Source organism: uncultured Williamsia sp., from assembly GCF_947494875.1.
GTDB lineage: Bacteria > Actinomycetota > Actinomycetes > Mycobacteriales > Mycobacteriaceae > Williamsia_A.
In genome coordinates this window covers 334,727-361,678 of record NZ_CANLWM010000007.1, presented here as the reverse complement: position 1 = coordinate 361,678, position 26,952 = coordinate 334,727, and the positions used below count along the sequence as shown (strand labels likewise).

Genomic DNA, 26,952 nt, shown 5'->3' with positions numbered 1-26,952 from the left:
CGCATGGCGCGCGCCGTCTGTCTGACCACGCGGGTAGTCTCGATCCCTGATGAAATCCGCACCGCAGCCGTCGCTTCCCGGACTCACCAGGGGCGATCCATCGGTCTCGGGGGTGTCCGACGAGACCCTCACCGACCGCGCCCGCGAACTCCTCGACGGGCTCAACCCGCAGCAGCAGGCCGCGGTGCGCCATTCCGGGTCGCCACTGCTGATCGTGGCCGGCGCCGGGTCGGGCAAGACCGCGGTGCTGACGCGTCGTATCGCCTATCTCCTGGCCCAGCGGGACGTGTCGCCGGGCGAGGTCCTGGCCATCACGTTCACCAACAAGGCCGCCGCGGAGATGCGGGAACGGGTGGCGTCGCTCGTCGGTCCCCGGGCCAACCGGATGTGGGTCTCGACCTTCCATTCGACGTGTGTGCGGATCCTGCGCGCGCAGGCCGCGCTGATCGCCAGCCGGAACTCGAACTTCTCCATCTACGACGCCGACGACTCCAAGCGCCTGATCGCGATGATCGTCCGCGACCTCGACCTGGACCCGAAGAAGTTCTCGCCGCGCGGTGCGGGCATCCACATCTCGAACCTCAAGAACGAGCTGATCGACCCCGCGACAGCGAGCGCGCAGGCGTCGGAGTCCGACGACGACACGCTGATCACCCTCGCCGACATCTACACGCAGTACCAGCGCCGCCTGGCCGCGGCGAACGCCTTCGACTTCGACGACCTCATCGGCGAGACGGTCACACTGCTGCAGACCCACCCGGAGGTCGCCGAGTACTACCGCCGCCGGTTCCGCCATGTCCTCGTCGACGAGTACCAGGACACCAACCACGCGCAGTACGTCCTTGTCCGCGAGCTCGTCGGGACCGGCGAAGGAGCGGTGACGCCGTCGGAACTGTGCGTCGTCGGTGACGCCGACCAGTCGATCTACGCGTTCCGTGGTGCGACGATCCGCAACATCGAGGAGTTCGAGCGCGACTTCCCCGACACCGAGACCATCCTGCTGGAGCAGAACTACCGGTCGACGCAGACCATCCTGTCGGCGGCCAACGCCGTCATCGCGCGCAACCCGAACCGCCGCGAGAAGAAGTTGTGGACCGACTCCGGCGACGGTGAGTTGATCGTCGGGTACGTCGCCGACACGGAGCGCGACGAGGCGTCGTTCATCGCCGGTGAGATCGACCGCCTCACCGACACAGGCGAGTTCGCCTACTCCGACGTCGCGGTGTTCTACCGCACGAACAGCGGTTCGCGTGCGCTGGAGGAGGTGTTCATCCGTCTCGGCATCGCCTACAAGGTGGTCGGCGGTGTGCGCTTCTACGAGCGGCGCGAGGTCCGCGACATCGTCGCCTACCTGCGTGTCGTGGCCAACCCCGAGGACACCGTCAGCCTTCGACGGATCGTCAACGTACCCAAGCGGGCCATCGGTGACCGCGCGCAAGCGTGCGTCGCCGTACATTCGGAGAATGCCGGGATCAGCTACTACCAGGCGCTCATCGACGCCGCCGCCGGCAACGTCCCCATGCTCAACTCGCGTGCGGTGAAGCAGATCTCGGGCTTCGTCGACCTCATCGAAGGACTGCGCAACGACTTCCTCGCCATCTTCGCGTCCGGTGACGCCGAGGACGCGGACACAGTGTCCGTCGACGCCGGTCGGGAGAACGCCGACATCGGTGACCTCGTCGAGGCGATCGTGGCGCGGTCGGGCTACCGCGACGAGCTCGAGGGCTCGTCGGACCCGCAGGACGGCGCGCGTCTGGACAACCTCGAGGAACTCGTCTCCGTCGCACGGGAGTTCAGCATCGACGCCGCGTCCCTGGCGCCGGAGGACCGGCCGGACCCTGCCGACGGTGAACCGGAGCCGGGGTCGTTGGCGGCGTTCCTCGAGCGGGTGTCGCTCGTCGCCGACGCCGACCAGGTGCCCGACAGCGAGTCGGGTCTGGTCACCCTGATGACCCTGCACACCGCGAAGGGCCTCGAGTTCCCGGTCGTGTTCGTCACCGGCTGGGAGGACGGACAGTTCCCGCACATGCGCGCCCTCGGCGACCCCGCGGAGCTCAGCGAGGAGCGACGCCTCGCCTACGTCGGGATCACCCGTGCGCGCCAGCGGCTCTACGTGACGCGGGCGATGGTGCGGTCGGCGTGGGGACAGCCGGTCTCGAACCCGGAATCCCGCTTCCTGCAGGAGATCCCACAGCACCTGATCGACTGGCAGCGCACCGAGCCGAGGCGCCGCGAGCGGTCGTTCGGCAGCTCCGGTGGCTTCTTCGGTGCCGGCTCGTACCGATCGGGGTCGGGGGAGTCGGGCTCGTCGGGGATGCGTGGCCGGTCGTCGTACTCGTCGGACCCGACGCGTGGTCGCAACGCGCAGGTGTCGGTGTCGGTGGGTGACCGCGTGACGCACGCCAAGTACGGGATGGGCAAGGTCGTCGCCAAGGAGGGATCAGGCGCGACCGAGCGCGTCACCTTCGACTTCGGCAGCGGCGGACGCATCACCCTGATGTCGCTCGGCGGACTCCCCGTCGAGAAGCTCTAGACGCCCACTCGACGTCCGCAACCGCCCACTCGACGGGCTGACACGCCGTCTGTTGGGCATCAGGGACCGTCTGTTGGGCAGTAGGAACCATTCGTTGAGCGGTCGGGACGTCGTGAGACCGGTCAGATCGCGGTGGCTGCCCACTCGGGAGTTCCGCGTGCCCAACGGGTGGTTCCCAGCGCCCAACAGACGGCGTGGGTCGCGGGGTGCCGGTCGAGGGTGAGGTGTGGTGCGGTTGCTCAGCCGGTGTATGCGGGCTGGCGGATGCCGTGTGCGGCGAGCCAGGGCGTGGGGTCGATCTTCATGCCGTGCTGCCACACCTCGAAGTGGCAGTGGGGGCCGGTGGAGAACCCGTTGCTGCCGACCGCGCCGATGACGTCACCGGCTTCCACGTGCTGGCCCTTGCGGACGCCGACACCGGAGTCGTACATGTGGCCGTACATGGTGATGGTGCCGTCGGGCGCCTCGATCTGGATCCAGTTGCCGAAGCCCTCGGCCGGTCCCGCCTCACGGACGATGCCGTCGGTCGCGGCGTGGATGGGGGTGCCCAACGGTGCGGCGAAGTCGACGCCACCGTGGAACGCTCCCCAGCGGTACGCGAAGCCGGACGTGAACTGGTAGGCGCCGAACGCGACCGGCGACGCGAACAGGGGGCGACGGGCGGCGGCGTCGGCCGCTGCGGCGTCCTTGGCGTACTTGTCGCCCTGCGCGAGCTGGTCGGTGAAGTTCTTCATGTCCGACGGCGCGGTGCCCGGTGTGATGCCGGAGTCGCCCTGCAGTGTCGGGTCGACGGGCGCGACGGCGGCGGCGGGGTTCACGGCGGGGTTCGGCGCGTCGGCGTTGTCGGTGTCAGTCGGCTGGGCGGTGTCGATGTGACCCGTCGCGGCCACGACAGCCGCACCCGCGGCAACGGCCAGCAGGGCGGCGCGACCCTTGAGCGCCGACGGTGGCGCAGCCAGGCGATGACGTCCACCCGATCGCGTCGGACGGGCCTGGGTGGCCGGGCGGGGTGCGGGAGCCCGGTAGCCGGTCTCGTCGAGGGTGAAGCGGTGGGCGTCGGCGGTCGCCTCGAACTCGACCTCGGCGATGAGGATGTCCTGCGTGACGTCAGCAGGGAGGGGGCGATACGGGGTGCGTGTGCGGGGTGCGTCCCAATCGGACACGTCGGTGGAGTCCCAGTCGATCGGGATGATCGAGGTGATCTCCTCGGGGCGGGCGTCGTCCGCCAGCTTCGTTCTGTCGACGTCGACGCCCGTGTTCCCTCGTACTGCCAAGACTGCACCTTCCGAGTTCGGCACACAGCGACTCCGCGCGTGATGCACGGAGCATCGCGAGTGCTGTGCCTTCCGGCTTGTCCCCCATGAACGAACGCTGTGCTCGCCGACCCGAATGATCGCGGTCTCGTCGCGGCGCCCTGGCGACGGTAACGAAATGATTGCAGCGTGTGCAACCGCGGGCGAACGGTTCTTCAGCGATGTGAGCTGCCTCACATTTCCTCAGCCCCCGCGAACAGCCGGAATTTTCCGTCTCACGGCCCGAAACAGCCGCAAATCGGCCCGAACGAGCGCTCGGACGGAGGTGCGCGCGCCCGTCAGAGTGACCTGGGCCACGTCGATCGGATGCGCGTCCGGTGGCCGCACACCACGGCGATAACCTCTCTCACGGTGCTCGCGGCCACAGACGAAGCCCGGGCGAATCTGGAGATGGTGAGCTGAATGGATCTCTTCGAATACCAGGCGAAGGAACTCTTCGCCAAGCACGAGGTTCCGACATCCGCCGGCCGCGTGACCGACACCGTCGAGGGAGCTCGGCAGATCGCCGAGGAAATCGGCAAGCCGGTCATGGTCAAGGCCCAGGTGAAGGTCGGCGGCCGTGGCAAGGCGGGCGGCGTCAAGTACTCCGCCGACGCCGATGAGGCGCAGGCGAACGCCGAGGCGATCCTCGGCCTCGACATCAAGGGCCATGTCGTCAAGAAGCTCCTCGTGGCCGAGGCCAGCGACATCGCGGAGGAGTACTACATCTCCTTCCTGCTCGACCGCACGAACCGCACCTACCTCGCGATGTGCTCCGTCGAGGGTGGCGTCGAGATCGAGGTGACCGCCGAGGAGAACCCCGACGCGCTCGCCCGCGTCCCGGTCGACGCCGTGAAGGGTGTCGACGTCGCCTTCGCTCGTGAGATCGCCGAGAAGGGCAAGCTCCCCGCCGAGGTGCTCGACGCCGCAGCACACACCATCCAGAAGCTCTGGGAGGTGTTCATCGGCGAGGACGCCACCCTCGTCGAGGTCAACCCGCTGGTGCGCACCCCCGACGACCAGATCCTCGCCCTCGACGGCAAGGTCACCCTGGACGCGAACGCCGACTTCCGTCAGCCCGACCACGCGGAGTTCGAGGACAAGGACGCCACCGATCCCCTCGAGCTGAAGGCCAAGGAGAACGACCTCAACTACGTCAAGCTCGACGGCCAGGTCGGCATCATCGGCAACGGCGCGGGTCTGGTCATGTCGACCCTCGACGTCGTCGCCTACGCCGGTGAGAAGCACGGCGGCGTGAAGCCCGCCAACTTCCTTGACATCGGCGGCGGCGCCTCGGCCGAGGTCATGGCCGCCGGACTCGACGTCATCCTCGGCGACTCGCAGGTCAAGAGCGTCTTCGTCAACGTCTTCGGTGGCATCACCGCGTGCGACGCGGTCGCCAACGGCATCGTCTCCGCGCTGAAGATCCTCGGCGACGACGCGAACAAGCCCCTCGTGGTCCGTCTCGACGGCAACAACGTCGAGGAGGGCCGACGGATCCTCGACGAGGCGAACCATCCGCTCGTCACCCTGGCCGACACCATGGATTTCGGCGCCGACAAGGCCGCCGAACTGGCGAGCAAGTAAAGGACGAGAAGACATGTCGATTTTCCTCACCAAGGACTCCAAGGTCATCGTCCAGGGCATCACCGGCGGCGAGGGCACCAAGCACACCAAGTTGATGCTCAAGGCCGGCACCCAGGTCGTCGGCGGCGTCAACGCCCGCAAGGCCGGCACCACCGTCAACCACCAGGCCAAGGACGGCTCCGACGTTGAGCTGCCCGTGTTCGGGTCGGTCTCGGAGGCGATGGAGAAGACGGGCGCCGACGTCTCCATCGCGTTCGTCCCGCCGAAGTTCGCCAAGGACGCCATCATCGAGGCGATCGACGCGGAGATCCCGCTGCTCGTCGTCATCACCGAGGGCATCCCCGTGCAGGACTCCGCCTACGCGTGGGCCTACAACAAGAGCAAGGGCGAGAAGACCCGCATCATCGGACCCAACTGCCCCGGCATCATCACTCCCGAGGAGTCGCTCGTCGGGATCACGCCGGCGAACATCGCGGGCAAGGGTGGCATCGGCCTCGTGTCGAAGTCGGGCACCCTGACCTACCAGATGATGTACGAGCTGCGGGACATCGGTTTCTCGACGGCCATCGGCATCGGTGGTGACCCCGTGATCGGCACCACGCACATCGACGCCATCGAGGCGTTCGAGGCCGACCCCGACACCAAGGTCATCGTGATGATCGGCGAGATCGGTGGCGACGCCGAGGAGCGCGCCGCCGACTACATCAAGGCCAACGTGAGCAAGCCCGTCGTCGGGTACGTCGCCGGGTTCACCGCTCCCGAGGGCAAGACGATGGGCCACGCCGGCGCCATCGTGTCCGGCAGCTCGGGCACCGCGCAGGCCAAGAAGGACGCGCTGGAGGCGGCCGGCGTCAAGGTCGGCAAGACCCCGACCGAGACCGCCGAGCTCGCCCGCGAGCTGTACAAGGCTCTCTGACAGCAGGTCTCGCGACAGCCCCGCCCGGTCCCGGGCGGGGCTGTCGTCGTCTGCGGGGTGCCGCGCCTACCGTCGGGGTATGACCGCGTCCATCCCGCAGACCATCACCTCCATCGCCGCGACCGCCCCCGGACCCGTCGACGCCGACACGTCCTTCGTCGTCGTCGAAGCCGACACCCCGAGCCCGACCGGACACGACCTGCTCGTCGAGGTGCGGGCGGTGTCGGTCAATCCGGTCGACGTGAAGGTGCGCAGCAGTTTCGACGCCGACGCGGCGCCGAAGGTCCTCGGGTTCGACGCCGCCGGGGTCGTCGTGGCCGTCGGTCCCGAGGTGACCACGCGGGCGGTCGGGGACGAGGTCTACTACGCCGGCTCCATCGCGCGACCGGGCACCAACACCAGCCACCACCTCGTCGACGAACGCATCGTCGGGCGTAAGCCGTCCTCGCTGGATTTCGCGGAGGCCGCGGCACTGCCGCTCACCACGATCACGGCGTGGGAGGCGTTGTTCGACGTCCTCGAGATCTCGGAGGGTGCGGGCGGGACGATCCTCGTCACCGGCGGTGCCGGCGGGACGGGTTCGATGGTCACTCAACTCGCGCGGTCCCTCACCGATCTGACCGTGGTCGCGACCGCGTCGCGCGACGAGTCCCGCGACTGGGCGGCACGGATGGGCGCCAAGCACGTCGTCGACCGCCACGATCTCGTCGCCGCGGTGCACGCGGTGGCCCCGGACGGCGTCGACCACGTCTTCTCCGCCTTCTCCGAGGGCAACGTCGAGGCTTACGCCGACCTGCTGCGGGTGCGCGGGGCTGTCGTGGCGATCGACGACCCCGAGGGGTTGGACACCATGCCGCTCAAGGACAAAGCCCAGAGCTGGCGGTGGGAGTTCATGTTCGCGCGACCGTTGCACGAGCCCGAGAGCGATGCGCAGAAACGCATCCTCGACCGCGTCGCCGACCTCGTCGACGAGGGGAAGGTCGTGACGACGCTGACCCGGACCCTCTCGCCGCTCGGCGTCGACACCCTGCGCGAGGCGCACCAGCTCCTCGAGTCGTCGAGCACGATCGGCAAGGTCGTCATCACCGCAGGCTGACTCCCCGAGCGTGCATCAGATCCCGCCGACCGTGCGGTAGATCTCGCCGAGCGGGCACCAGATCTCGCCGAGCGGGCACCAGATCTCTCCGAGCGTGCCGACGGTCAGCGGCGCGCGGTCCCGACGGACATCCGCGCGACGAGGTCCGGCCCCTTGTGGACGACGGCGACCTCGTGGGGCTCGAATCCATGCGCCCGCAGGAGGTCCGGCGCGTCCCGCGTGAGATGGCATCCGCCGGCGACCGCACCCCACACGGGCTCGATCCGTCTCTGCCACCGGGCGGTGGACGGGCGCGGGGACACGCCGTGTTCGACGAAGTGGACTGCGCCGCCAGGGCGCAGCACCCTGTGCATCTCGGCGACCGCGGCGTCGACGTCAGGGATCGTGCACAGCGTCCAGGTGCTGAGGACGCAGTCGACGGACGCGTCTGAAAGGTCGATCCGCGCACCGTCGAGGCCGACGAACTCGACGGGCACCGGCGACGTGGCGATCCTGTCGGCGGCCAGTCCGCGTGCGCCGGACGACGGTTCGACGGCGAGCACCCGGGTGAGCGTCGGTGGGTAGAAGGGGATGTTCGGTCCGGTGCCGAACCCGACCTCGAGGACCACGCCCTGGAGCCCGCGGCACACCTGTGCGCGTAGATCGACCACGTGGCGACCCAGCGCGATGTCGATGACGCGAGGCAGTACGACTGCACGCTCGACGCGATCTGGTGCACGCTCGACGGGATCTGGTGCACGCTCGACGGGATCTGGTGCACGCTCGACGCGATCTGGTGCACGCTCGACGGGATCTGGTGCCCGCTCGGCGAGGGGTTTCCGCCCGCTCGGCGTGGTCAGCGGGCGGCGAGGATCTGTTCGCGGAGGATGTCGGCGTGGCCGCAGTGGTGGGCCAACTCGCGCAGGACGTGAAGGTGCGAGTCCCACAGGGGATGCGGTCGGCGTCCGGTGACGATCGTGTCGAGACCCATGGACGCGATAGCCAGTCGGGATTCCGCGCAGACGGTGAGGAATCCCGACAACACCGACTCGATGGTGTCGGTGTCGTCGAGGATCCAGGAGTCCTCGGCGGCCTCGGGCAGACCCATGTCCGCGCGCGAGCGACCGGTGATGTCCTGGTCGTACCAGATGCGTTGGGCGAAGGTGACGTGCTTCAGCAGTCCCAGAAGCGTGGTTCGCGACGGCACCAGCGAACGCCGTGCCTCCTCGTCGGTCAGCCCGTCGAGGCTCTCTGCGAGGTGGTCACGGTGCTCGTCGATGAGGTCGTCGATCCGACGCCGTACGGGGTGTCCGGGATCGCCGGAACGCGCGGCCAGGTCGTCCATGGCTCCAGTAGAGCCGACCTGGCCGCGCGAAGCGAGCCGATTCAGTGGTGCGCCGTGCCGTTCGACGAGTGCCCGTTCGTCGACGCGTCGACGACCCGGCGGCGGTTGATCATCTCGCGCACCTGGTGTTCCAGTTCGTCGGTCGCGAGCGATCCACCGGTCCCGCTGCGGCCCAGACCGTTTCCGCCGAGCATCGGGTCACCGCCGAAGTCGGACTCGAGGTCGACGATGGAGTAGTGCGATTGCCTGCTGCCGGCCGCGACACGGTCGCGCGACGGTCCGCGGTCGCTCGATGCGGCGACACCGCCGTCGTCGCGGCTGCCCGTCGCATCGTCATCACCCTGGGTGTCGTCGTCCGACTCGGAGTCGAGGCCGTGCTGGGCGAGGATGCGCTCACGATCGGCCATGGCCTTCTCGGCCATCGCGCCCTGGGCGGCCGCCATCATCGTCGTCTTGCCGGCGAGGATGCGGTCGAACTCCTTGCTCTCGCGCCACCGCTTGCCGACGATCATCGTGACGACGCCGAGTACCGCGTATCCGGCCATCAGCAGGAACGGCTGCCAATAGGGCTCGCCGACGCCGTAGAGGACGCGCTTGATCATCTCGGTGATGCCGTGCCCGACGACCAGAGGGTTCAGGTCGCCGAAGATCCGCGGGACCATCCACACCGGGTAGGCCGCGCCCGACGACGGGATGGAGAGGAAGACGAACATCGTCAGCGCGATCGCCGTGATGAAGCGCCCGAAGAAGTATGCGAGACCGTTCACCGCCAGGCCGATCGCGAGGATCCACAGGAACGAGATCCCCATCATCTGCCAGATGTGCGCGCTGTCGTAGACGCCGATCACGAGTGACGCGAGCACGTTCGTGATGACCGACGCCACGAGTGCTCCACCGGCGAGGATCCCGACGCGGGTGAGGTGGCTCAGCGGGTTGCCCATCATGCCGATGAACATCGCGACCATGTACCCGCCGATGCACCACGAGAGCATCAGGTACATCGCACCGAGGCCGTAGGAGTCACCCGACGGCAGGGGGGCGATGTCGGTGATCTTCGGTGCGGTGCCCGCCTGGCTGAAGGCCGTGGTGAAGGTCGACTTCATCAGCTGCGCCGCCTGGAACTGGTGGGCGCTGGCGATGGTCACCTCCGGCGCGCCCGAGCGCGTCGTCGGGAAGGTCACCGCCGCGGCGGCGCTGCCATCCCGGACGGCCTCGGTGGCGTCCGCCTGGTCCTGGACGAACCGGAAGTCGAACATGCCCGGGGACGCCTGGCTGAAACGGTCGGTGAACTGCGACGCGGCCGGCGAGTTCACGACGGCGACCGGGGCGTCGTGGATCTTCGGCGAGTGGAACGCCGCGAGGTAGCAGAAGCTGAACATGATGAGGAAGAAGACCGGCAGCCACAGCTGGAGGCCGATCAGCTGCAGCGCCGGGGGCAGCTTGCTGTAGTGCGCACGCCAGCGTGTGGTCAGCGAGGAGAGCATCGCAGGATCCCTTCGTCTCGATCAGGGGAGGTATGAATGCGTACTACAACTACGTGCAATGCCCAACTAATTCCCGCCGACAACGAAAATCTGCCGGCGATGTCACGTCACCCGGCCAGCGATCCGCCGAAGATCTGCCATGCGAGCAGTGACTTCGCGACCAGGCTGAGCACCAGGTATGTCTTCTCGCCGAACGCGTAGCTGCGCCAGGGGCCGATCTCGCGATACTGCAGCCACTGGTTGACCGCGAACGTCGAGAAGAAGATCAGCAGGGAGACGAACACCCCGACGACGAACCCGGGGACGCCGCTCCCCGCGCCGACGAAGTTGACGACGATGACGATCCACGGCACGACGCCCGCGACGCAGCCGAACCAGAACGGCAGCATCGTCGTGTGGTCGCGGCCCGGCGGGTTGGCCTTCTCCTGCAACCAACCGAACAGGATCATCGCCACGTTCGCGCCGAACACCGCGACCACCGCGTCGATGTTGGTGACGCCGAAATAGAAGGCGATGAGCACGATCATGATCGACGCACTGACCGAGTACTCGATCCACCGGAAGCGGTTGATTCCGCGCCGCAGGTCGTTCTCGTAGAGCCGTCGCCCGACCGTCGCGGTGACGAGGTGGTCGACGGCGGCGAGCGCGAGGAACACCGCGATCGCGACGCCGATCGAGACGTCGAACAGCTTCTCTGGCGCCGGAGGCGCGGTTCCCGGGGGACCGACCGGGAACGTCGACGTGACGGTGATCGAGAAGCCGTTCGCGAGGACCAGCACGGCGATGGCCTGTGCGGCGTGCAGGACGGTGAGCCCGATGTTCCACCGCCACAGTCCAGCCAGGCGCTCGTCGGTGATGCCGCTCGCGATGGTCATGAGGTGGACGCTATGCCCGGCCCGGTCGTCGGTACAGGTCTCTTCCCACGTCGCCGGGAGATCGAGACCTGGGTCTCGACACGGTCACGACCGCCGGCGTCCACAACCGACACCGATCAGGATCGCCGCGCGCACGATGCACGCTCCGCTGCTGACCGGTGTTGGTTGTGGACAGCCGGCACGCCCGCGCGGTCGGCGCGTCACCTGGGGCTGACGCCCGACCAGAAAGAGCACTGATGGTCGGTGGCGTGGTCGACCACGCGCACTCCGGACGAGGTGAACCCGAGGACGGGAGCCGAATCCGGGGTGGTGCGCGGCCACGCGGGAGCCCCCGACGCGGTCGGCGTGCCGGTGTGCGCGAACGACGACCAGTACTCGATCATCGTGCGCGACAACGCCGCCTGCGGATCCCGGGGGACGAGGTCCCGCCCGTCGAGGTCGAAGACGTAGGGCAGGTCGTTCGCGTGGAACGCGGCCTTCGGGATCTGGGGTGACGACCCGCCGCTCACGTTCGGGCCGGTCTCGTCGGAGAACTCGTAGGTGTAGACGGGCGCGTGCTGCGCGTACTGCCGGTTCGAGCGCACCGTCGGGCAGGCCCAACCGGCGTCGGTGAAGGTCCGTGCCACGGCCGCCGGCGCCGAGGCGAAGCGGGACAGTGGGTATCGCGCGGCAACCTCGCCGGACCGTGCGCCGTAGGCGGCGCGGAGGTCACCCGGGAAGGACGCCGTCGTGAATGCCGACGGGTTCACCGCGAGAGCGCCGGCGACGAAGGCGTCGTTCTCGTCGCGGTTGCCGCCGGAGATGATCGGGATGCGCAAGGTGTCACCGTCGGCGACGGCCTGGCGAGGATCACGGGGGAGCAGCGGGGTCCCGTAGGCCAGGGTGTTGCTGAAATTCTCGTTCTGCGTCAACAGCGTGGTCGCCGGCAGCGCACGCAGGCACGCGACGGCGGTGGTGCCCTGGCAGCCGAGCGTTCGTGCCGTGTCGACGCCGGTCGCCACCGCCTCCGGCGCCGACGCGTACGGCCGTTGCTGGGGCACACCGGGATACAGCGCACCGGTCGGGAACACGAGCGCACACGACCCCGACGAGACGATGGCCTTGTCGATGAGGCCCCGGGCCGACGGCGAGGTCAGCGCGGCACAGGTCGACATCCCGCCGGCGGACTCGCCGAAGACGGTCACGTTGTCGGGGTCGCCGCCGAACGCGGCCGCGTTGCGCTGCACCCACCGCAGGGACTCGAGTTGGTCGGCGAGCCCGAAGTCGCCGCCGCCCTGCAGATCCGGCAGACCGAGGTACCCGAAGATGCCCAGTCGGTAGTTCACCGTGACCACCATGACGTCACCGGTGTCGGCGAGCCGCTGGGCGTCGTACGCGGCACCCGAACCGGACGTGTAGCCGCCGCCGTGCCACCACACCATCACCGGGAGGCGGCTGCCCGGGGCGGTCGACCGTGGTGTCGTGACGTTCAGGAACAGACAGTCCTCGCTCGGTGCGGGCAACCCCGGCAGCGGTGCCGACTGTTCGCACGGTGCGCCGGGTCGGGTGGCGTCGACCGGTGTGTCGCGGGAGTCGACGGCCTGCGGGAGCGTCCATCGCCGCTCGCCGGTGGGCGGCTGTGCGTAGCGCACACCGAGGAACTGTCGCGTGTTCCCGACATCGGCCCCGGTGAGCGTCCCGCTGCTGGTGGTGACCACGGTGGGGGCGGGCGTCGGTGACGACGAGGGCGTCGACGGGTCGTCCGAACCGCACGCGGCGGTGAGCAGTGTTGCTGCGACGGCGACGGCCATCACGGCTCGCGACGGGTGGGACATGATGCCTCCCTGGTCGGTTCGTGCGCTGTTCGGTCAGAGGTGGTCTGCGCCGAGGAGCGCGCGCATGGCGGCCTCGATCTCTGCCCCGAGGCCTGTGGTGTCGACGTCGGCGGTTATGCGGGCGAGGGCTTCGTCGAGCGCGGCGCGCAGCATCGCGGCGGCGAGCCGGCCGTCGACGGCTCGGAACTCGCCGCCGGCGTGGCCACGCTCGACGATCGCGGCGACTCGCTCGATCTCGTCGGCGTGCTCACGGTGTCCCGATCGGTTGGGCGAGTCCGGGTCGTCGGACACGAACAGCGCTGACAGGACACGCATCTCGCGGGGGTACCGGGTGTAGAACGCGATGCTGCCGTGGATCATCGCGGCGATCGCCGCGGTCGCTGTCGCCGCGGACTCCGTGTCGGGTGCGACGACCTCGCGTCCGAGCGCATAGACATGCTCGACCACCGCCTCGAACAGCGGTGCCCGACCGGCGACGTGATAATTGATGACCCCTCGGCTCACCCCCGCACGTCGGGAGATCTGCACCAGCGATGCAGCACCGACGCCGACCTCGTCGATCACCTCGATCGCGGCCTCGACGAGTTGTCGACGCCGCGCCTGAGCGATGACCGAGGTGCTCACCCGACCCATTCTGACACCCCTGACAAGAATTTGCCAGGGGTGTCAGAAATCAGGGGTCAGACGCCGAGGCGCTCCCGCTGGGCGGCGAACTGTTCGCGGTAGCGGGCGACGGTGGCCATCTTGATGTCCTCGTAACCGCGAACCATGTCGGGCAGGTCGAGCAGGGCGGCGACCGCCGGCAGGTCGTCGCGCGACAGGCCGTCGGCGCCCAGGGCCCGGGTGAGTGTCCGCAGGAGGTCGCGGTACTCCTCGACCAGAGCGCGCTCGGTCCGCCGGATCTCGCTGCGCCCGAACGGGTCCAGCGCGGTCCCGCGGAGACGCTTGAACCGCGCCAGGCCGTGCAGCGCCTTCTGCGTCGTCGGGCCGAGAGCGATCTTGCGACGCATCCCCATCGCCCGCAGGGCCGGTGGGTGCAGACGGACGTCCACGCGGGCGTCTGCGCCGAAGGTGTCGGCGACCTCGCGGGCGAACGCGTCGTCGGCGGACAGACGGGCCACCTCGTACTCGTCCTTGTAGGCCATCAACTTGTACAGGCCCCGCACGGCCGCGGCGGTGACCGCGGTGGAGGCGAACGGCCGTTCTGCGGCCATCACCGCGCGGACGTCGGCGGCGAACTGCCGGGCGTACCGCTCACTCTGATAGCCGACGAGGTCGTCGATGCGCAGCAGCAGAGCCGCACGCAGGTCGTCGTCGACGTCACCGAACCCCGCGACGAGGTCGCGGGCGAACGCCGACGGCTCGACGACCGGCGCCGCCGGGTGTACGGCCTCGATCGCCGCGGTGACCGCAGACGGATCCGCGACGAGTTGTCGTCCGCGCCGGAACGCCTGGACGTTCGCGTCCACGGCGACGCCGTTGACGCCGATGGCCTGTTCGATCGCGGTGTCCGAGATCGGCAGCGCGCCGGTCTGATACGCGACACCGACCATGAGCATGTTGGCGAACTGCTCGTCGCCGAACAGAGCGGTGGCGGTCGCGGCCGGGTCGACGAAGACGGCCCGAGCGACGTGCTCGGTGACCCGATCGACGATGCTCGACCGCGCGGGGAACCCGACGGCGGTGTCGATCACCATGGCACCCGTGGGGATCTCGCTGGTCGACACCACCGCGACGGTGAGGTCGGGGTCGGCGACGCGGATGTTCACCGGGTCGACACCGACGAGCGGATCGCACGCGAGGTACAGGTCGCAGTCGCCGGTCGCGACCTTCGCGGCCTGGTCGACGTGCGGGCGCGTGGCCAGCTTGAGGTCGCCGACCACCGCACCACCCTTCTGCGCGAGACCCGTCATGTCGACGGTGCGGGCGTGCAGGCCGTCGAGCGACGCCGCGGTGGCCAGCACCTGGCAGACGGTCACGACACCGGTGCCGCCGATGCCGGTGGTGCGCATCCGGAACCCGTGCTCCGACAACCTCGACGGCGTGACAGGCGGCTGGACGACGTCGGCGCCGATGTCGGCGACGCGCCGACGGGTCACCCCGCTCCCGGGGGTGACGGTCACGAACGACGGGCAGTCGCCGTCGAGGCAGGACATGTCGAGGTTGCAGGAGCTCTGGTCGATCCGCGTCTTGCGGCCGAACTCCGTCTGCACCGGATGTACCGACAGGCAGTTGCTCTTCTGCCCGCAGTCGCCGCAGCCCTCGCAGATGCGTTCGTTGATCATCACCCGGGTGGTCGGTGTCGGCGTGGTCCCGCGCTTGCGGCCGCGACGCTTCTCGGCCGCGCAGTGCTGGTCGTGCACCAACACCGTCACACCGTCGACGGCGGCGAGTTCGGTCTGTACCGCGAGCATGTCGTCGCGGTGCCGGACGGACACACCGGGCGCCAGGTCGAGCGCGCGGGTGCGGTCGGGGTCGTCGGAGGTGACGACGACACGGGACACGCCCTCCGCCTGCAGGAGTCGGGTCAGCGGCCCCAGTCCCTGCGCGCCGACGGCGTCCTGTCCACCGGTCATCGCGACGGTCCCGTTGTAGAGGAGCTTGTAGGTGATGCGTTCCCCTGAGGCGACCGCGGCACGCAGCGCGAGCGATCCGGAGTGCATGAAGGTGCCGTCGCCGACGTTCTGCACGAAGTGCTGCTCGCCGACGAACGGTGCGATGCCCAGCCACTGCGCACCCTCGCCACCCATCTGGGTGACGCCGGTGATGTCACCGACCTGGGCGGGATCCATCAGCAGAACCATGGCGTGACAACCGATCCCGGCGCCGACGAGGGTGTCGGGGGTGACTTTCGTCGAGCTGTTGTGCGGGCAGCCCGAACAGAAATAGGGGGTGCGCACCGCGAGCGGGAGCTCGATACGGGTGCGGCGGCGGCTCTGTCGCTCCAGCCAGTCGACCGCGGCCGGGACGTGATGAGCCCGGGCGAGGCGGTTCGCCAGCCCCCGCGTCACGGCGTCGACGTCGAGCTCGCCGAAGCGTGAGAACAGGGTGGCGCCCCGCTCGTCGGTCTTGCCCACGATGGAGGCCAGGCCACCGGCTCGCGCGCGGTCGAACAGGATGTCGCGCATCATCGTCTCGATGAAGTCACGCTTCTCCTCGACCACGATGATCTCGTCGAGGCCGGACACGAACTCGTCGAGGATCGACCGTTCGAACGGGTAGACCATCCCGAGCTTGAGGATGCGGATGCCGAGGCGTCCGAGCTCGTCGTCGCCGATCCCGATGAGCCGCAACGCCTCCCGCACGTCGAGGTAGGTCTTGCCGGCGGCGACGATGCCGATGCGATCGTCGGCGGTGCGCGTCACGATCCGGTTCAGACGGTTGAGACGGGCGTACTCCTCGGCGCGCGGCTTACGGATGGTGAGCTGGTTCTGCTCGAGCTCCATCAACTCCGCACCGAGCAGCCGACCGCTGGGGATGTGCGGGCTGTCGCCGAGTGCTCCGAGGTCGGGGACGATCCTGTCGGGGGAGACCTCGGCGGTCGAGGCGCCGTCGGCGACGTGCGCGGAGATCTTCAGCGACGTCCACAGACCGGAGACCCGGGACATCAGTGCGGCGTGCACGCCGAAGTCGAGGATGTCCTGCGAGTCGGCCGGGTAGAGCACCGGCATGTAGAGGTCGGCCAGGGCCATCTCCGACGCGCAGGGGACCGTCGAGCTCTTCGCTCCCGGGTCGTCGCCGACGAGCGCGACCGCGCCGCCGCGGTGGTGGGTGCCGATGAGGTTCGCGTGCCGCAGGGCGTCGGAGGCGCGGTCGAGGCCGGGGGCCTTGCCGTACCAGTAGCCGACGACGCCGTCGCGCGCCGTGCCGTCGGCGGTGGGGGCGAGGGTGGCGACGCGTGCGGCGACCTGCGACCCCATCACCGACGTGGCGCCGAGTTCTTCGTTGAGGGCGGGCCGGTGGGTGACGTCGAGCGGTGCGAGGAGCGCACGGCGACGGGCGAGTTCGAGGTCGAAGCCGGCGAGCGGCGACCCCTCGTAGCCGGAGACGAAGGAGGCGGTGTGCAGACCGCTGCGACGGTCGATGCGGGCGCGGTCGCCGATCATGCGCACCAGCGCCTGGATGCCCGTCAGGTAGACGGTTCCCGACGAGCGCGTGTAGCGGTCGTCGAGGGAGTACCGGGACTGCGGCGCTGCGGTGCCGCCGCCGCGCGGCGTCGGTTCGGTCGTGAGGGTCATGGGGTCTCCTGGCCTGCTCATATGTGTCCGTCCACGCCCGGGGGTGGTGGGCGCAGCGACGGAGTGTTGTGTGTCGGTGCCCACACCGTATGTCGTGAGGTGACCACTGTCACTCGACGGGGCGGGGGATGATGTCGCGGTGACCGAGCACCCCGGCGAGATGTCCGCCGTCGACCGTTTCGTCGCCCAGTTGCCGCCGCAGGCCCGACCCGACGACGGGACCCTCGTCGCCGACGACCCGGTGCGGGACTACGCCCGCGTGTGGGAGTGGAGCGTCGCGAACCCCGGCGAGTTCTGGCGAGCCCTGTGGGTGTTCACCGGGATGCGCAGCCGGTCCGGCGAGCAGATCACCGACGCCACCCCGCTCGACCGGGTGCTCGCATCCGACGTGATGCCCGGCGCGGTGTGGTTCCCGGGGGTGGAGCTCAACTACGTCGACCCCGTCCTCGCCGCGTGCGCGACCGCCGACGGTGAGGCCGCTGCGATCGTCGGTGTCGCCGAGGACGGGACCCGCACCGTGCACACCTGGGCGGACCTGCCCGGGCAGATCGGTGCGGTCGCGCAGTGGCTGCGCGAGTCCGGGGTCCGACGGGGTGATGTCGTCGCCGCCTACCTGCCTGACATCGCCGAGGCGATGGTGGCGTTCCTCGCGACCGCGTCCATCGGAGCAGTGTGGTCGGGGTGCGGCGCCGACTACGCGCCCGAGGGCGCCGCGGCCCGTCTCGGACAGCTGAAACCGACCGTTCTCGTCGTCGCCGACGGCTATCTCTTCGGCGGGAGATGGCGCGACAAGCGCGCCGACGCCCAGGCCCTCGTCGACGCCATGGACACCGTCACCACCGTCGGCACCGTCACCACGGCCGACGACGCGCAGCCGTGGACCCTCGGTGGGGCCACCACCGTCGACCTGCGTGAGGTGATGGCGCACCCCACCGATCCCGTCGTCGAGGCGGTGCCGTTCGACCACCCGCTGTGGGTGCTGTTCAGTTCCGGCACCACAGGCCGCCCCAAGGGCATCGTCCACGGGCACGGCGGGGTGGTGCTCGAGCACCTCAAGGTGCTTCTCCTGCACGCAGGACTGGAGCCGGGCGACGTCTTCTTCTGGCACACCGCGTTGAGCTGGATGATGTGGAACTACCGCGTCGGCGCGCTGCTGGCCGGGGTGAGCGTGGTCTGCTACTCGGGCTCGCCGCTGTACCCCGACGCCGACCGCCTCTGGCAGATCGTCGAGTCCGAGCGCGTCGCCTATCTCGGCACCAGCCCGGGACAGATCCAGGCGTCGCGCAAGGCCGGACTGCGACCCGGCGAGACACACGAACTGTCGCTGCTGCGGACCGTCGGGAGCACCGGGTCGACGTTGGCCGCCGACCTCTTCGAGTGGATCCCGGACGCCGTCGGTGCTCACGTCTCCGTGTCGTCGGTGAGCGGCGGCACCGACGTCGTCACCGCGTTCGCGGGCGGATCGGTCGGCATCCCCGTCGTCCCCGGTGAGCTGTCCGTCCGCTACCTCGGCGCGGCGGTGCACAGCTGGTCCGCGGACCGTCGCGAGCTCGTCGACGAGGTCGGGGAGATGGTGATCACCGCGCCCATGCCGTCGATGCCGGTCGGCTTCTGGGACGACGAGGACGGGTCCCGGTATCGCGCTGCCTACTTCGAGCACGAGTGGGAGGGCGAGCAGTCGTCGGAGCCGGTGTGGCGGCACGGCGACTGGGTGACCGTCACCGCGCGCGGCTCGCTCGTCATCCACGGTCGCAGTGACGCCACCCTCAACCGGCACGGCATCCGGATGGGGTCCGCCGACATCTACGAGGTGGTCGAGGCCGTGCCCGAGGTCGCCGAGGCATTCGTGCTCGGGGTCGACGGCCCCGAGGGCGCCTACTGGATGCCGCTGTTCGTCACGCTCGTTCCCGACGCCGACGGGCTCGACGACGGCCTGCGTGACCGGATCCGCGACACCATCCGCACCCGGCTGTCGCCCCGGCACGTGCCCGACGAGATCGTCGAGGCCCCCGGCATCCCGCACACCCGCACCGGCAAGAAGCTCGAGGTGCCGGTCACCGGGATCCTGGCCGGACGCGACGACGTCGCGCTCGACCCACGGTCGGTCGACGATCCCGACCTGCTCGACTTCTACCGGGAGGCCGGTGCCGCACACCGCTGGTGACCTGCGATGACAAACGCCTGTACAGGATGTCGACAGGCCTCGTCAGGCGCGCCCGGTACGTTAGCGTGGCAGTACGTCCGGGCGCCGGTGCGAACCTGCGCCCGACCATCCGATCTCGGTGAGGAGAGTGCAGTGACGTATCCATCCGGTGGGGGCACCGACGAGAACTCCGGCGCGACACCGTCGCAGCCGGGCCAGGGCCAGTCGCGGCCCGCGGACCAGGCCGGACAGTCGGGCTGGGGGCAGACCCCGGGTCAGGGCGGTCAGGCGACTCCGGGTCAGGGCGGTCAGGCGACCGGCGGCCAGAACTACGGCGGCCAGCAGTACGGCGGCTCGCCATACGGACAGTCCTACGGCACCGGCCAGACCCCGTCGGGTCAGACCTACGGCGGCCAGTCGTACGGCGGGCAGTCGTACGGCGGCCAGTCCTACGGGTCGTCGCCCTACGGCCAGCAGTCCGGCGCCGGCGGGTACGGCTACGGCGGGCAGGCAGCGAGCGGACAGCCCACCGGGTACGGCGCCCCGTCCGGCTACGGCCAGGGCGGCCAGCCCGGCTACAGCGGTCAGCAGGGCTACGGCCAGCAGCCCGGATACGGCGCGACGGGATCGCCCTACGGACAGCAGGGTGGATACGGACAGGGCTACGGCCAGCAGGCCGGCTACGGCCAACAGGGCTATGGCCAGCAGAACTACGGTCAGCAGGGCGGCTACGGCCAGCAGGGCTACGGCCAGCAGCCACCGAAGCCCAAGCGTGAGCCCGGGCTCCCCGCCGACATCGGCAAGTACCTCGTCTACGTCATCGGTGTCCTCGGCATCGTGAACCTGTTCCTCGGGTTCACCACCGCGGTGCAGTTCGCCGACGGCAGCGACGCGTCCAGCACCCTGTTCCAGTCTGTCGTCGGGTTCCCGCTGATCGCGCTCGCCGCAGCCGGTGTGCTCGCCCTGACGACCCTGCTGCCCAAGCTGACCGGCACCGTCAGCCCCGTCGTCGCCTCCCTCGCCCTCATCGGCGCGTTGGTGACGCTGTTCCAGCTGGTCACACTGCCCGAGGTCGTCAGCGCGTCGATCGGCCTCATCCTGCTGCTGGTGTTCGGCATCATCGAGGCCATCGCGGCCATCGTCTGGCTCCTGGTCGACGGCGGCGTGCTGAAGACGGCGCCCGCGACCGCCGGGTCGAACGACGCCGGACAGTCGGGCACGGGAACGCCCACGACGACCACCACCACCCAGACGCCGTCGTCGGCACCGACCCAGGCCTACAGCTACGGCGGCGCCACCGGCACAGCGACCGGATCCGGCACTGCCTCGGGTACCACCGGCACGCCGGGCTCGTCGTCGAGCACCGGCTCGACCACCGACACCGGTACGTCGACGAGCTCGCCCACCGCCCAGCCGACCGTCGGCCTCGGCAAGCCGGCGGGGGAGACGTCCTCGGCGTCGCCCTCGACCGGTGTCCCGGGCGCCCCGACCGCGGGCCCGACGGGCACCACGCCGCCCGCCTCGCCGTACGGCGAACGCACGCAGTCGTTCCCGGAGCAGACCTCCGGGTCCTGACCACGGCAGAGCACGACGGCGCGTCCGAGGTCACTCGGCGCGCCTGACACCGGCGCCGGTGGGGTGGTGCGACCCTGAGGGGTGATGGTCACCTCCACCGGCGCCGGTCTGTCCACACGACTGCGGGAACTCCGACGCGCGCAACGACTCTCCGCTGCGCGGTCTGCGGGTTCGACCCGCGAACTCGTCGTGGTCGCGTTCGCCGTGGGCTCCTGCGTCCTCATCGGCATCGCGGTCCTCGTCGCGATCACACTGCTCTCCTCCGACGGGGGGATGACCGGCCTCACCGCGGCCGTCGGTGCGGTCTGGCTCGCCGCGCACCAGGTCCCGGTGACGGTCAGCGAGGTCACCGTCGGTGTCTTGCCGCTGCTGCCGACGATCGGCATCGTCGCCGCCGTCGCCCGGGTGACCGCACGCGCTGCGTCCCGACGCTCACGGTCCGACGTGACCGCCGTCGTCCTGGCCGCCGTCGCCGGCCCATTGGTGATCACGGTCATCGCACTCGCCCTGGTGATGGACGGGTCCACCGTCGTGACGGTCGGGATCCCGAACATCGCCGTCGCCCTCGGTGCCACCGTCGCCGTCCACGGGACCGGCGCGGGCATCGGACTGCTCTGGGCGCACCGCTCGGACCCGGCCGCACCGCGCCTGCGCGACGTCGTCGGTGCCGCCCCGTGGGCCCCGACAGCGCTGCGCGGCGCGGCCATCGGCCTGCTTGGCCTGCTGTCCGCCGGAGGACTGGTGGTAGCCGGGCGACTGCTGTGGCGCTGGGACGCCGTCGGTGATCTGGTCGCCACCGGCCACGGTGTCGTCGGCGGCATCGGGCTGACGGTGCTGTCGATCCTCTATCTGCCGAACGCTGTCATCTCCGCCGCCGCAGTCCTGGTCGGCGCCGCCGTACACGTCGGTCCCGCCGGCGGCGACCTGTTCGCGGCGAGCCCGGGGAACCTGCCGCCGCTGCCGATCGTGGCCGTCGTCCCCACCGCCGCGCCGACCCTGGCTCCGGTCCTGCTCGTCCTCACTGCTGTCGCGGCCGTCGTCACCGCGACGCGCACCCCGTTCCGCGGACTGATCCACGCGGTGCGCCTCGCAGCCGCGATCGGCGGTCTCATGGCGATCGCGATGGTGGTCCTCACCTGGCTGGCCGGCGGCGCCCTCGGCGAGATGGGCTCCGCGGGGGCGACGATCCCCGCGGCCGGACTGTTCACCGTCGGCTGGTGGTTCGTGGTCGGCGTCGTCGTCGCGCTGGTCCGGGTCGCGCTCCCGTCGACCCGCCGCGACCTGCGCGAGCGCGCCTGGCACGACGACCTCGCCGTCGAGGACCACGACGACCAGATCGACGGATGGGCCGACGAGCCGTCGGAGGACGCCGACGATCTGCCCCAGGACAGCCCGCAGATCCCCGCCGATGACAGCCCCACCGTCGACATCGACCCCGAGGACGCCCCGCAGCGCGCTCCCGCGGCCCTCGTCTTCGCCGACCACGACGTCGACGACGGCTGGGACGACGACCGCTGGGACGACGACCGCCGCTGAGGACACCTCACCCGGCGCGCCGGGCGTCGGGCCACCCGGTTTAGGCTCCTCGTGTCCGCCAGTCGCCCGCCGCGAGGAGATCGTCCTGAACGCCACGCCTCCCGCCGAGCGGGCACCCGTCGTGGTGCTGGCCTCCGGGACCGGGACGTTGCTGACCGCACTCCTCACCGCCGCCGCCGACGAGTCCTATCCCGCGCGTGTCGTCGCGGTCGTGGTCGACCGCCCCTGCCGCGCCGAGGATGTCGCAGCCGGATTCGATGTTCCCGTCGTCCGCTGCGCGGTGTCCGACTTCCCCGACCGCCCGGCGTGGGACGCCGCGATCACCGACGCGGTGGCACGTCACGAGCCCGCCCTCGTCGTGACGGCCGGCTTCATGAAGATCCTCGGTCCGACATTCCTGACCCGGTTCGGCGGGGCGATCCTCAACTCGCATCCCGCGCTCCTGCCGTCGTTCCCGGGGGCGCATGCCGTCGCCGACGCCCTGGAACACGGCGTGACGGTGACCGGGGCGACCATCCACCTCGTCGACGACGGCGTCGACACCGGACCGATCCTCATGCAGGCCCCGGTGATGATCGACACCGACGACGACGAGACCTCCCTGCACACCCGTATCAAGAGCGTCGAACACGTCCTGCTGGTGCAGGCGGTGGCGGCGTACGTGACCCGAGGGGTCACCACCCACGGACGAAAGGCCCGTTTCTCGTGACCGACTCCCGTATCCCGCTGCGTCGCGCGCTCGTCAGCGTGTACGACAAGTCCGGACTCGCCGAGCTCGCCCGCACCCTCCACGGCGCCGGTGTCGAGCTCGTGTCGACCGGTTCCACCGCCAAGACCATTGCGGCGGAGGGGATCCCGGTGACGGAGGTCTCCGAGGTCACCGGCTTCCCCGAATGCCTCGACGGGCGCGTCAAGACACTGCACCCCCGGGTGCACGCCGGCATCCTCGCCGACCGCCGCAAGGCCTCCCACCGCGACCAGCTCGAGGAGCTCGGTGTCGCACCGTTCGACCTCGTCGTGGTGAACCTGTACCCGTTCACCGACACCGTCGCCTCGGGCGCCGGCTTCGACGAGTGCGTCGAACAGATCGACATCGGTGGGCCGTCGATGGTCCGCGCCGCGGCGAAGAACCACCCGTCGGTGGCCGTCGTGGTCGATCCAGGCGACTACGACCGCATCGCCGGCGCCGTCGTCGACGGTGGCTTCGACCTGGGGGCCCGGACCGCGCTCGCCGCGAAAGCGTTCGCGCACACGGCGTCCTACGATGTCGCCGTGGCCGGGTGGCTCTCGCAGCACCTCTCCGACGGCGGGTCACCCGAGTTCGTCGGCCGCACCTGGGAACTCGGCTCGTCCCTGCGGTACGGCGAGAACCCGCACCAGTCGGCGTCGGTCTACCTCGACCCGGTCGACGCCGGCGGGGGTGGCCTCGCCCGCGCCGAGCAGCTGCACGGCAAGGAGATGAGCTACAACAACTACACCGACGCCGACGCCGCCTGGCGCGCCGCGCACGACTTCGACGGCCCGGCCGTCGCGATCATCAAGCACGCCAACCCCTGTGGCATCGCCGTCGCCGACGACGTCGCCACCGCCCACCGCAAGGCGCACGAGTGCGACCCGGTGAGCGCCTACGGCGGGGTGATCGCCACCAACACCACCGTCAGCGTCGCGATGGCCGAGCAGGTGGCCGAGATCTTCACCGAGGTCCTCGTCGCACCGGGCTTCGACGACGGCGCGCTGGGCGTCCTGACGCGCAAGAAGAACATCCGCATCCTGCAGGCGCAGCCACCACAGCGTGCAGGAACCGAGCTGCGGCCCATCTCGGGCGGGATCCTGGTGCAGCAGCGCGACATCCTCGATGCCGAGGGCGACGATCCCACGAACTGGACTCTGGCGGCGGGGGATCCGGCCGACGACGCCACCCTCGCCGACCTGCGCTTCGCGTGGATCGCGTGCCGGTCGGTGAAGTCGAACGCGATCCTCCTCGCCGCCGACGGCGCGTCGGTCGGCGTCGGCATGGGACAGGTGAACCGTGTCGACTCGGCCGACCTCGCGGTCCGGCGCGCCGGTGACCGCGCGAAGGGCAGTGTCGCGGCGTCGGATGCGTTCTTCCCGTTCCCCGACGGTCTGCAGGTGCTGACCGCCGGCGGTGTCCGGGCGATCGTGCAGCCCGGTGGCTCCATCCGGGACACCGAGGTGATCGAGGCCGCCACCGACGCGGGGATCACCCTCTACCTCACGGGCTCCCGCCACTTCGCGCACTGAGCCCGGCGTCGACTGGGCGGTTGGAGGCGTCGAGTGGGCGGCCGACCGCCCACTCGACGCCTCCATCCGCCCACTCGACGGGTGAGACTGTCGGGACCGCTCAGTGGGACGGGGCGCGCAGGTCGTACACCGTGTAGCTGCCGATCGTGTGGCCGGTGTAGTGGCTCTGGACCCACTCCTGGATCTGACCCGTCACACCGCCGGACTCGAAGCGTCGCAGCAGCTGTGCCGCCTGGTCGGCCTGGCTCGGGTCGAGGCCCAGCGCGCTCGTCGCGCTCGATCCGCCGCGTGACCGGTCGCCGGTGCTGCCGGTGCTGATGTAGTACCCGATGTCGCCATCGGCGACGTAGCGCTGGAATTGCGCGAGCGTCGGTGCGGGATCGCTGCCGGTGAAGCCGCCGATCGCCATGATCGGTGTGCGCGTCGACAACTCGAGACCCGCCGCGGTCGACGACCGGCTCACGGCCGCGGCCCACCGGGTGTGCGTCGCCTGCAGTGCGCGGGTGAGCTCCGACGGCGCGCTGGTGGTGCCGCCGAAGAACGACGCGAATCCTCCGGTGTCGTGTTGCGAGTGGGCCCGGTCCTCGGTGGTCGGGTCCGCCGACGGGCTGCCGCCGGTGTGTGGGGTGGCGACCACCTCGGCGGAATACGCCGCGGGCGCGGCGATCCCGGCCAACCCGATGAGCGCGGCGATCGCGGCGACGGCGAGCCCGGTGCGTCGACCGACGCGCGACGACGACTCACCCGCCAGGCCGATGACCACGATCGTCAGCACGGCGACCACGGTCAGGACCGCGACCGTCCACGACAGCCACGACTGCCAGGTCGGGTCGCGGCGCATGAGCACGAACGACCAGCCGCCCGCCGCGGCCACGATGGCCGCGCCACCGATCACAGCGGTGATGCGATGCCTGTCGCGGACGCACTGCGCCACACCGAGTCCGACGAGCGCGGCGATGGGCGGCGCGATGGCCAGCGAGTAGTAGGGGTGCGGATTGCTCTTCATGTACGAGAGCACGATGCCGTCGACCAGCAGCCACGTCCCGAACAGGATGAACCCGACCCGAGTCGGGTCGGTGCGGGGCGCGCGACCACGGAGCACCAGGCCCACCACCAGTGCGACGAGCGCCGCCGGCAGCAACCACGAGATCTCGACACCGAACTCGCCCTGGAACAGTCGCGTGATGCCGGGGTTCTCGGAGAACATCCCGCCGCGGTGCCCGCCGCCGGCGTGGGAGAACCGCTGCATCAGCTCGTGCGTCAGCGGTGAGTTCATCACCGAGCGCTGGGCGGCGTTGCCTGCGTGCTCCTTGCCCTCGATGCGCTGCAGCCCGTTGTAGCCCAGCACGAGGTTCATGAAGGAGTTGTCCGTCGACCCGGCGATGTAGGGCCGCGACGACGCGGGCCACGCGATGGTGACGAGGACGTACCACCCGGCCGCCGCGATCATCGCCACCGTCGCGACGAGCAGGTGGACGATCCTGCGGCGCAGGGTCGTCGGGGCCGCGATGAGGTAGACCAGGCCGAGGGCGGGCAGCACCATGAGGCCCTCGAGCATCTTGGCGAGGAACGCGAACCCGACCGCGACGCCGGCGAGCGCGAGCCACCGTCCCGACGCGGACGCCGTCGCCCGGACGGTGCAGTACGCGGCGACGGTCATGAGCAGCACCATCGCGGCGTCGGGGTTGTCGAAGCGGAACATCATGACGGCCACGGGCGTCAGCGCCATCGCCGTGCCGGCCACCAGGCCTGCGCCCCGACCGGCCAGACGCGTGACCGCGGCGTAGACCAGTGCGACGGTCGCGACGCCCATGAGGGCCTCGGGGATCAGCAGCGAGGCGCTGGAGTAGCCGAAGATGCGGCCGGACAGCCCCATCACCCACTGCGACACCGGCGGCTTGTCGACGGTGATGAAGTTCGACGGGTCGATGGAGCCGAAGAAGAGGGCCTCCCAACTCTTCGACCCCGCCCACGCGGCGCCGGCGTAGAAGGTGTTCGCCGACCCGTTGATCGTGATGTTCCAGAGGTAGAGCACCGCGGTGCCGACGAGCAGCACCGCGAGCGCGATGCGATCGACGGGACGTGCGGGCGGCAGGCCGCCGGTGGGCGACGGAGCGTCGGCCGCGGCGGGGGACGGATGCACAGGGGCGTCGATGGTCACGGTGACGACTCTCGCGACTGCCGCTGACGGTCGGGTGACGGGTCACTGTGAACTCGCTGTCAGGATGCCCGGCGTCCCGGACGTTCCCGACAAAGCCCGCTCGGGCAGGTCGGGAC

At 70.1% G+C, this 26,952-nt stretch carries 18 protein-coding genes; 9 read left to right on the top strand and 9 right to left on the bottom strand.

Annotation, left to right across the window (positions count from 1 at the left end):
- The first annotated feature begins 49 nt into the window (after positions 1–49).
- Entirely contained in the window at positions 50–2,533 is a 2,484-nt protein-coding gene (gene pcrA / locus Q1A98_RS17790; protein WP_299575935.1) for a DNA helicase PcrA, read from the top strand.
- Positions 2,534–2,772: 239 nt separating this feature from the next.
- On the opposite strand, the gene Q1A98_RS17785 is transcribed toward pcrA, so the two are convergent.
- Complete coding sequence (locus tag Q1A98_RS17785; protein ID WP_299575933.1) at positions 2,773–3,807, bottom strand: M23 family metallopeptidase; 1,035 nt, start codon at positions 3,805–3,807, stop codon at positions 2,773–2,775.
- Between the two features lie 441 nt (positions 3,808–4,248).
- On the opposite strand from Q1A98_RS17785, the gene sucC reads away from it, so the two are divergent.
- The 3 genes from sucC (at position 4,249) to Q1A98_RS17770 (ending at position 7,424) form a co-directional block, all read left to right on the top strand.
- On the top strand, positions 4,249–5,412 hold the full coding sequence (sucC, locus tag Q1A98_RS17780; RefSeq protein ID WP_299575931.1) for an ADP-forming succinate--CoA ligase subunit beta: 1,164 nt from the start codon (positions 4,249–4,251) through the stop codon (positions 5,410–5,412).
- Positions 5,413–5,425: 13 nt separating this feature from the next.
- Positions 5,426–6,328, top strand: a complete 903-nt coding sequence (sucD, locus tag Q1A98_RS17775) for a succinate--CoA ligase subunit alpha (RefSeq protein WP_299575929.1) — start codon at positions 5,426–5,428, stop codon at positions 6,326–6,328.
- Positions 6,329–6,407: 79 nt separating this feature from the next.
- Entirely contained in the window at positions 6,408–7,424 is a 1,017-nt protein-coding gene (locus tag Q1A98_RS17770) for a zinc-binding alcohol dehydrogenase family protein (protein ID WP_299575928.1), read from the top strand.
- A gap of 104 nt (positions 7,425–7,528) precedes the next feature.
- Here Q1A98_RS17770 and Q1A98_RS17765 read toward each other — a convergent pair whose 3' ends face one another.
- The 7 genes from Q1A98_RS17765 to Q1A98_RS17735 form a co-directional block, all read right to left on the bottom strand.
- On the bottom strand, positions 7,529–8,074 hold the full coding sequence (locus Q1A98_RS17765; RefSeq protein WP_299575926.1) for a class I SAM-dependent methyltransferase: 546 nt from the start codon (positions 8,072–8,074) through the stop codon (positions 7,529–7,531).
- Positions 8,075–8,259: 185 nt separating this feature from the next.
- Entirely contained in the window at positions 8,260–8,748 is a 489-nt protein-coding gene (locus Q1A98_RS17760; RefSeq protein ID WP_299575924.1) for a DinB family protein, read from the bottom strand.
- A gap of 41 nt (positions 8,749–8,789) precedes the next feature.
- The gene (locus Q1A98_RS17755; protein WP_299575922.1) at positions 8,790–10,232 is read right to left on the bottom strand and encodes an ABC transporter permease; all 1,443 of its coding nucleotides are present in this window, start codon (positions 10,230–10,232) and stop codon (positions 8,790–8,792) included.
- 107 nt (positions 10,233–10,339) lie between these two features.
- A complete protein-coding gene (gene heR / locus Q1A98_RS17750) occupies positions 10,340–11,107 on the bottom strand; it encodes a heliorhodopsin HeR (RefSeq protein ID WP_299575920.1) in 768 nt (255 codons plus the stop codon).
- 200 nt (positions 11,108–11,307) lie between these two features.
- Positions 11,308–12,921, bottom strand: coding sequence for a carboxylesterase family protein (locus tag Q1A98_RS17745; RefSeq protein WP_299575918.1), 1,614 nt, complete (start codon positions 12,919–12,921; stop codon positions 11,308–11,310).
- A 33-nt stretch (positions 12,922–12,954) separates the two neighbouring features.
- Positions 12,955–13,545: a TetR/AcrR family transcriptional regulator gene (locus Q1A98_RS17740; RefSeq protein ID WP_299575916.1), complete on the bottom strand. Its 591-nt coding sequence runs from the start codon at positions 13,543–13,545 to the stop codon at positions 12,955–12,957.
- A gap of 56 nt (positions 13,546–13,601) precedes the next feature.
- Positions 13,602–17,159 carry an indolepyruvate ferredoxin oxidoreductase family protein gene (locus Q1A98_RS17735; RefSeq protein ID WP_299575914.1) on the bottom strand — a complete coding sequence of 1,186 codons (3,558 nt, stop codon included), beginning with the start codon at positions 17,157–17,159 and terminating at the stop codon, positions 13,602–13,604.
- A gap of 139 nt (positions 17,160–17,298) precedes the next feature.
- Between Q1A98_RS17735 and Q1A98_RS17730 the strand changes: the two genes are divergently transcribed.
- The 5 genes from Q1A98_RS17730 to purH all read left to right on the top strand — a co-directional run bounded on the left by Q1A98_RS17730 (position 17,299) and on the right by purH (position 24,675).
- Positions 17,299–19,323 carry an acetoacetate--CoA ligase gene (locus tag Q1A98_RS17730; RefSeq protein WP_299575912.1) on the top strand — a complete coding sequence of 675 codons (2,025 nt, stop codon included), beginning with the start codon at positions 17,299–17,301 and terminating at the stop codon, positions 19,321–19,323.
- Between the two features lie 132 nt (positions 19,324–19,455).
- On the top strand, positions 19,456–20,877 hold the full coding sequence (locus Q1A98_RS17725; protein ID WP_299575910.1) for a DUF5336 domain-containing protein: 1,422 nt from the start codon (positions 19,456–19,458) through the stop codon (positions 20,875–20,877).
- Positions 20,878–20,961: 84 nt separating this feature from the next.
- Positions 20,962–22,413: a DUF6350 family protein gene (locus Q1A98_RS17720; RefSeq protein WP_299575909.1), complete on the top strand. Its 1,452-nt coding sequence runs from the start codon at positions 20,962–20,964 to the stop codon at positions 22,411–22,413.
- Positions 22,414–22,540: 127 nt separating this feature from the next.
- Complete coding sequence (gene purN / locus Q1A98_RS17715) at positions 22,541–23,122, top strand: phosphoribosylglycinamide formyltransferase (protein WP_299575988.1); 582 nt, start codon at positions 22,541–22,543, stop codon at positions 23,120–23,122.
- Positions 23,119–24,675, top strand: coding sequence for a bifunctional phosphoribosylaminoimidazolecarboxamide formyltransferase/IMP cyclohydrolase (gene purH / locus Q1A98_RS17710; RefSeq protein ID WP_299575908.1), 1,557 nt, complete (start codon positions 23,119–23,121; stop codon positions 24,673–24,675). Before purN ends, purH begins: the two co-directional genes overlap by 4 nt.
- 100 nt (positions 24,676–24,775) lie before the next feature.
- On the opposite strand, the gene Q1A98_RS17705 is transcribed toward purH, so the two are convergent.
- On the bottom strand, positions 24,776–26,836 hold the full coding sequence (locus Q1A98_RS17705; RefSeq protein WP_299575906.1) for a glycosyltransferase family 39 protein: 2,061 nt from the start codon (positions 26,834–26,836) through the stop codon (positions 24,776–24,778).
- Between the last annotated feature and the right edge of the window lie 116 nt (positions 26,837–26,952).

Coding starts and splice junctions, on each gene's coding strand:
- Q1A98_RS17735 (WP_299575914.1), bottom strand. CDS start 17,159: ATGACCCTCACGACCGAACCGACGCCGCGCGGCGGCGGCACCGCAGCG.
- Q1A98_RS17745 (WP_299575918.1), bottom strand. CDS start 12,921: ATGTCCCACCCGTCGCGAGCCGTGATGGCCGTCGCCGTCGCAGCAACA.
- Q1A98_RS17770 (WP_299575928.1), top strand. CDS start 6,408: ATGACCGCGTCCATCCCGCAGACCATCACCTCCATCGCCGCGACCGCC.
- pcrA (WP_299575935.1), top strand. CDS start 50: ATGAAATCCGCACCGCAGCCGTCGCTTCCCGGACTCACCAGGGGCGAT.
- Q1A98_RS17720 (WP_299575909.1), top strand. CDS start 20,962: ATGGTCACCTCCACCGGCGCCGGTCTGTCCACACGACTGCGGGAACTC.
- sucC (WP_299575931.1), top strand. CDS start 4,249: ATGGATCTCTTCGAATACCAGGCGAAGGAACTCTTCGCCAAGCACGAG.
- Q1A98_RS17755 (WP_299575922.1), bottom strand. CDS start 10,232: ATGCTCTCCTCGCTGACCACACGCTGGCGTGCGCACTACAGCAAGCTG.
- Q1A98_RS17760 (WP_299575924.1), bottom strand. CDS start 8,748: ATGGACGACCTGGCCGCGCGTTCCGGCGATCCCGGACACCCCGTACGG.
- sucD (WP_299575929.1), top strand. CDS start 5,426: ATGTCGATTTTCCTCACCAAGGACTCCAAGGTCATCGTCCAGGGCATC.
- heR (WP_299575920.1), bottom strand. CDS start 11,107: ATGACCATCGCGAGCGGCATCACCGACGAGCGCCTGGCTGGACTGTGG.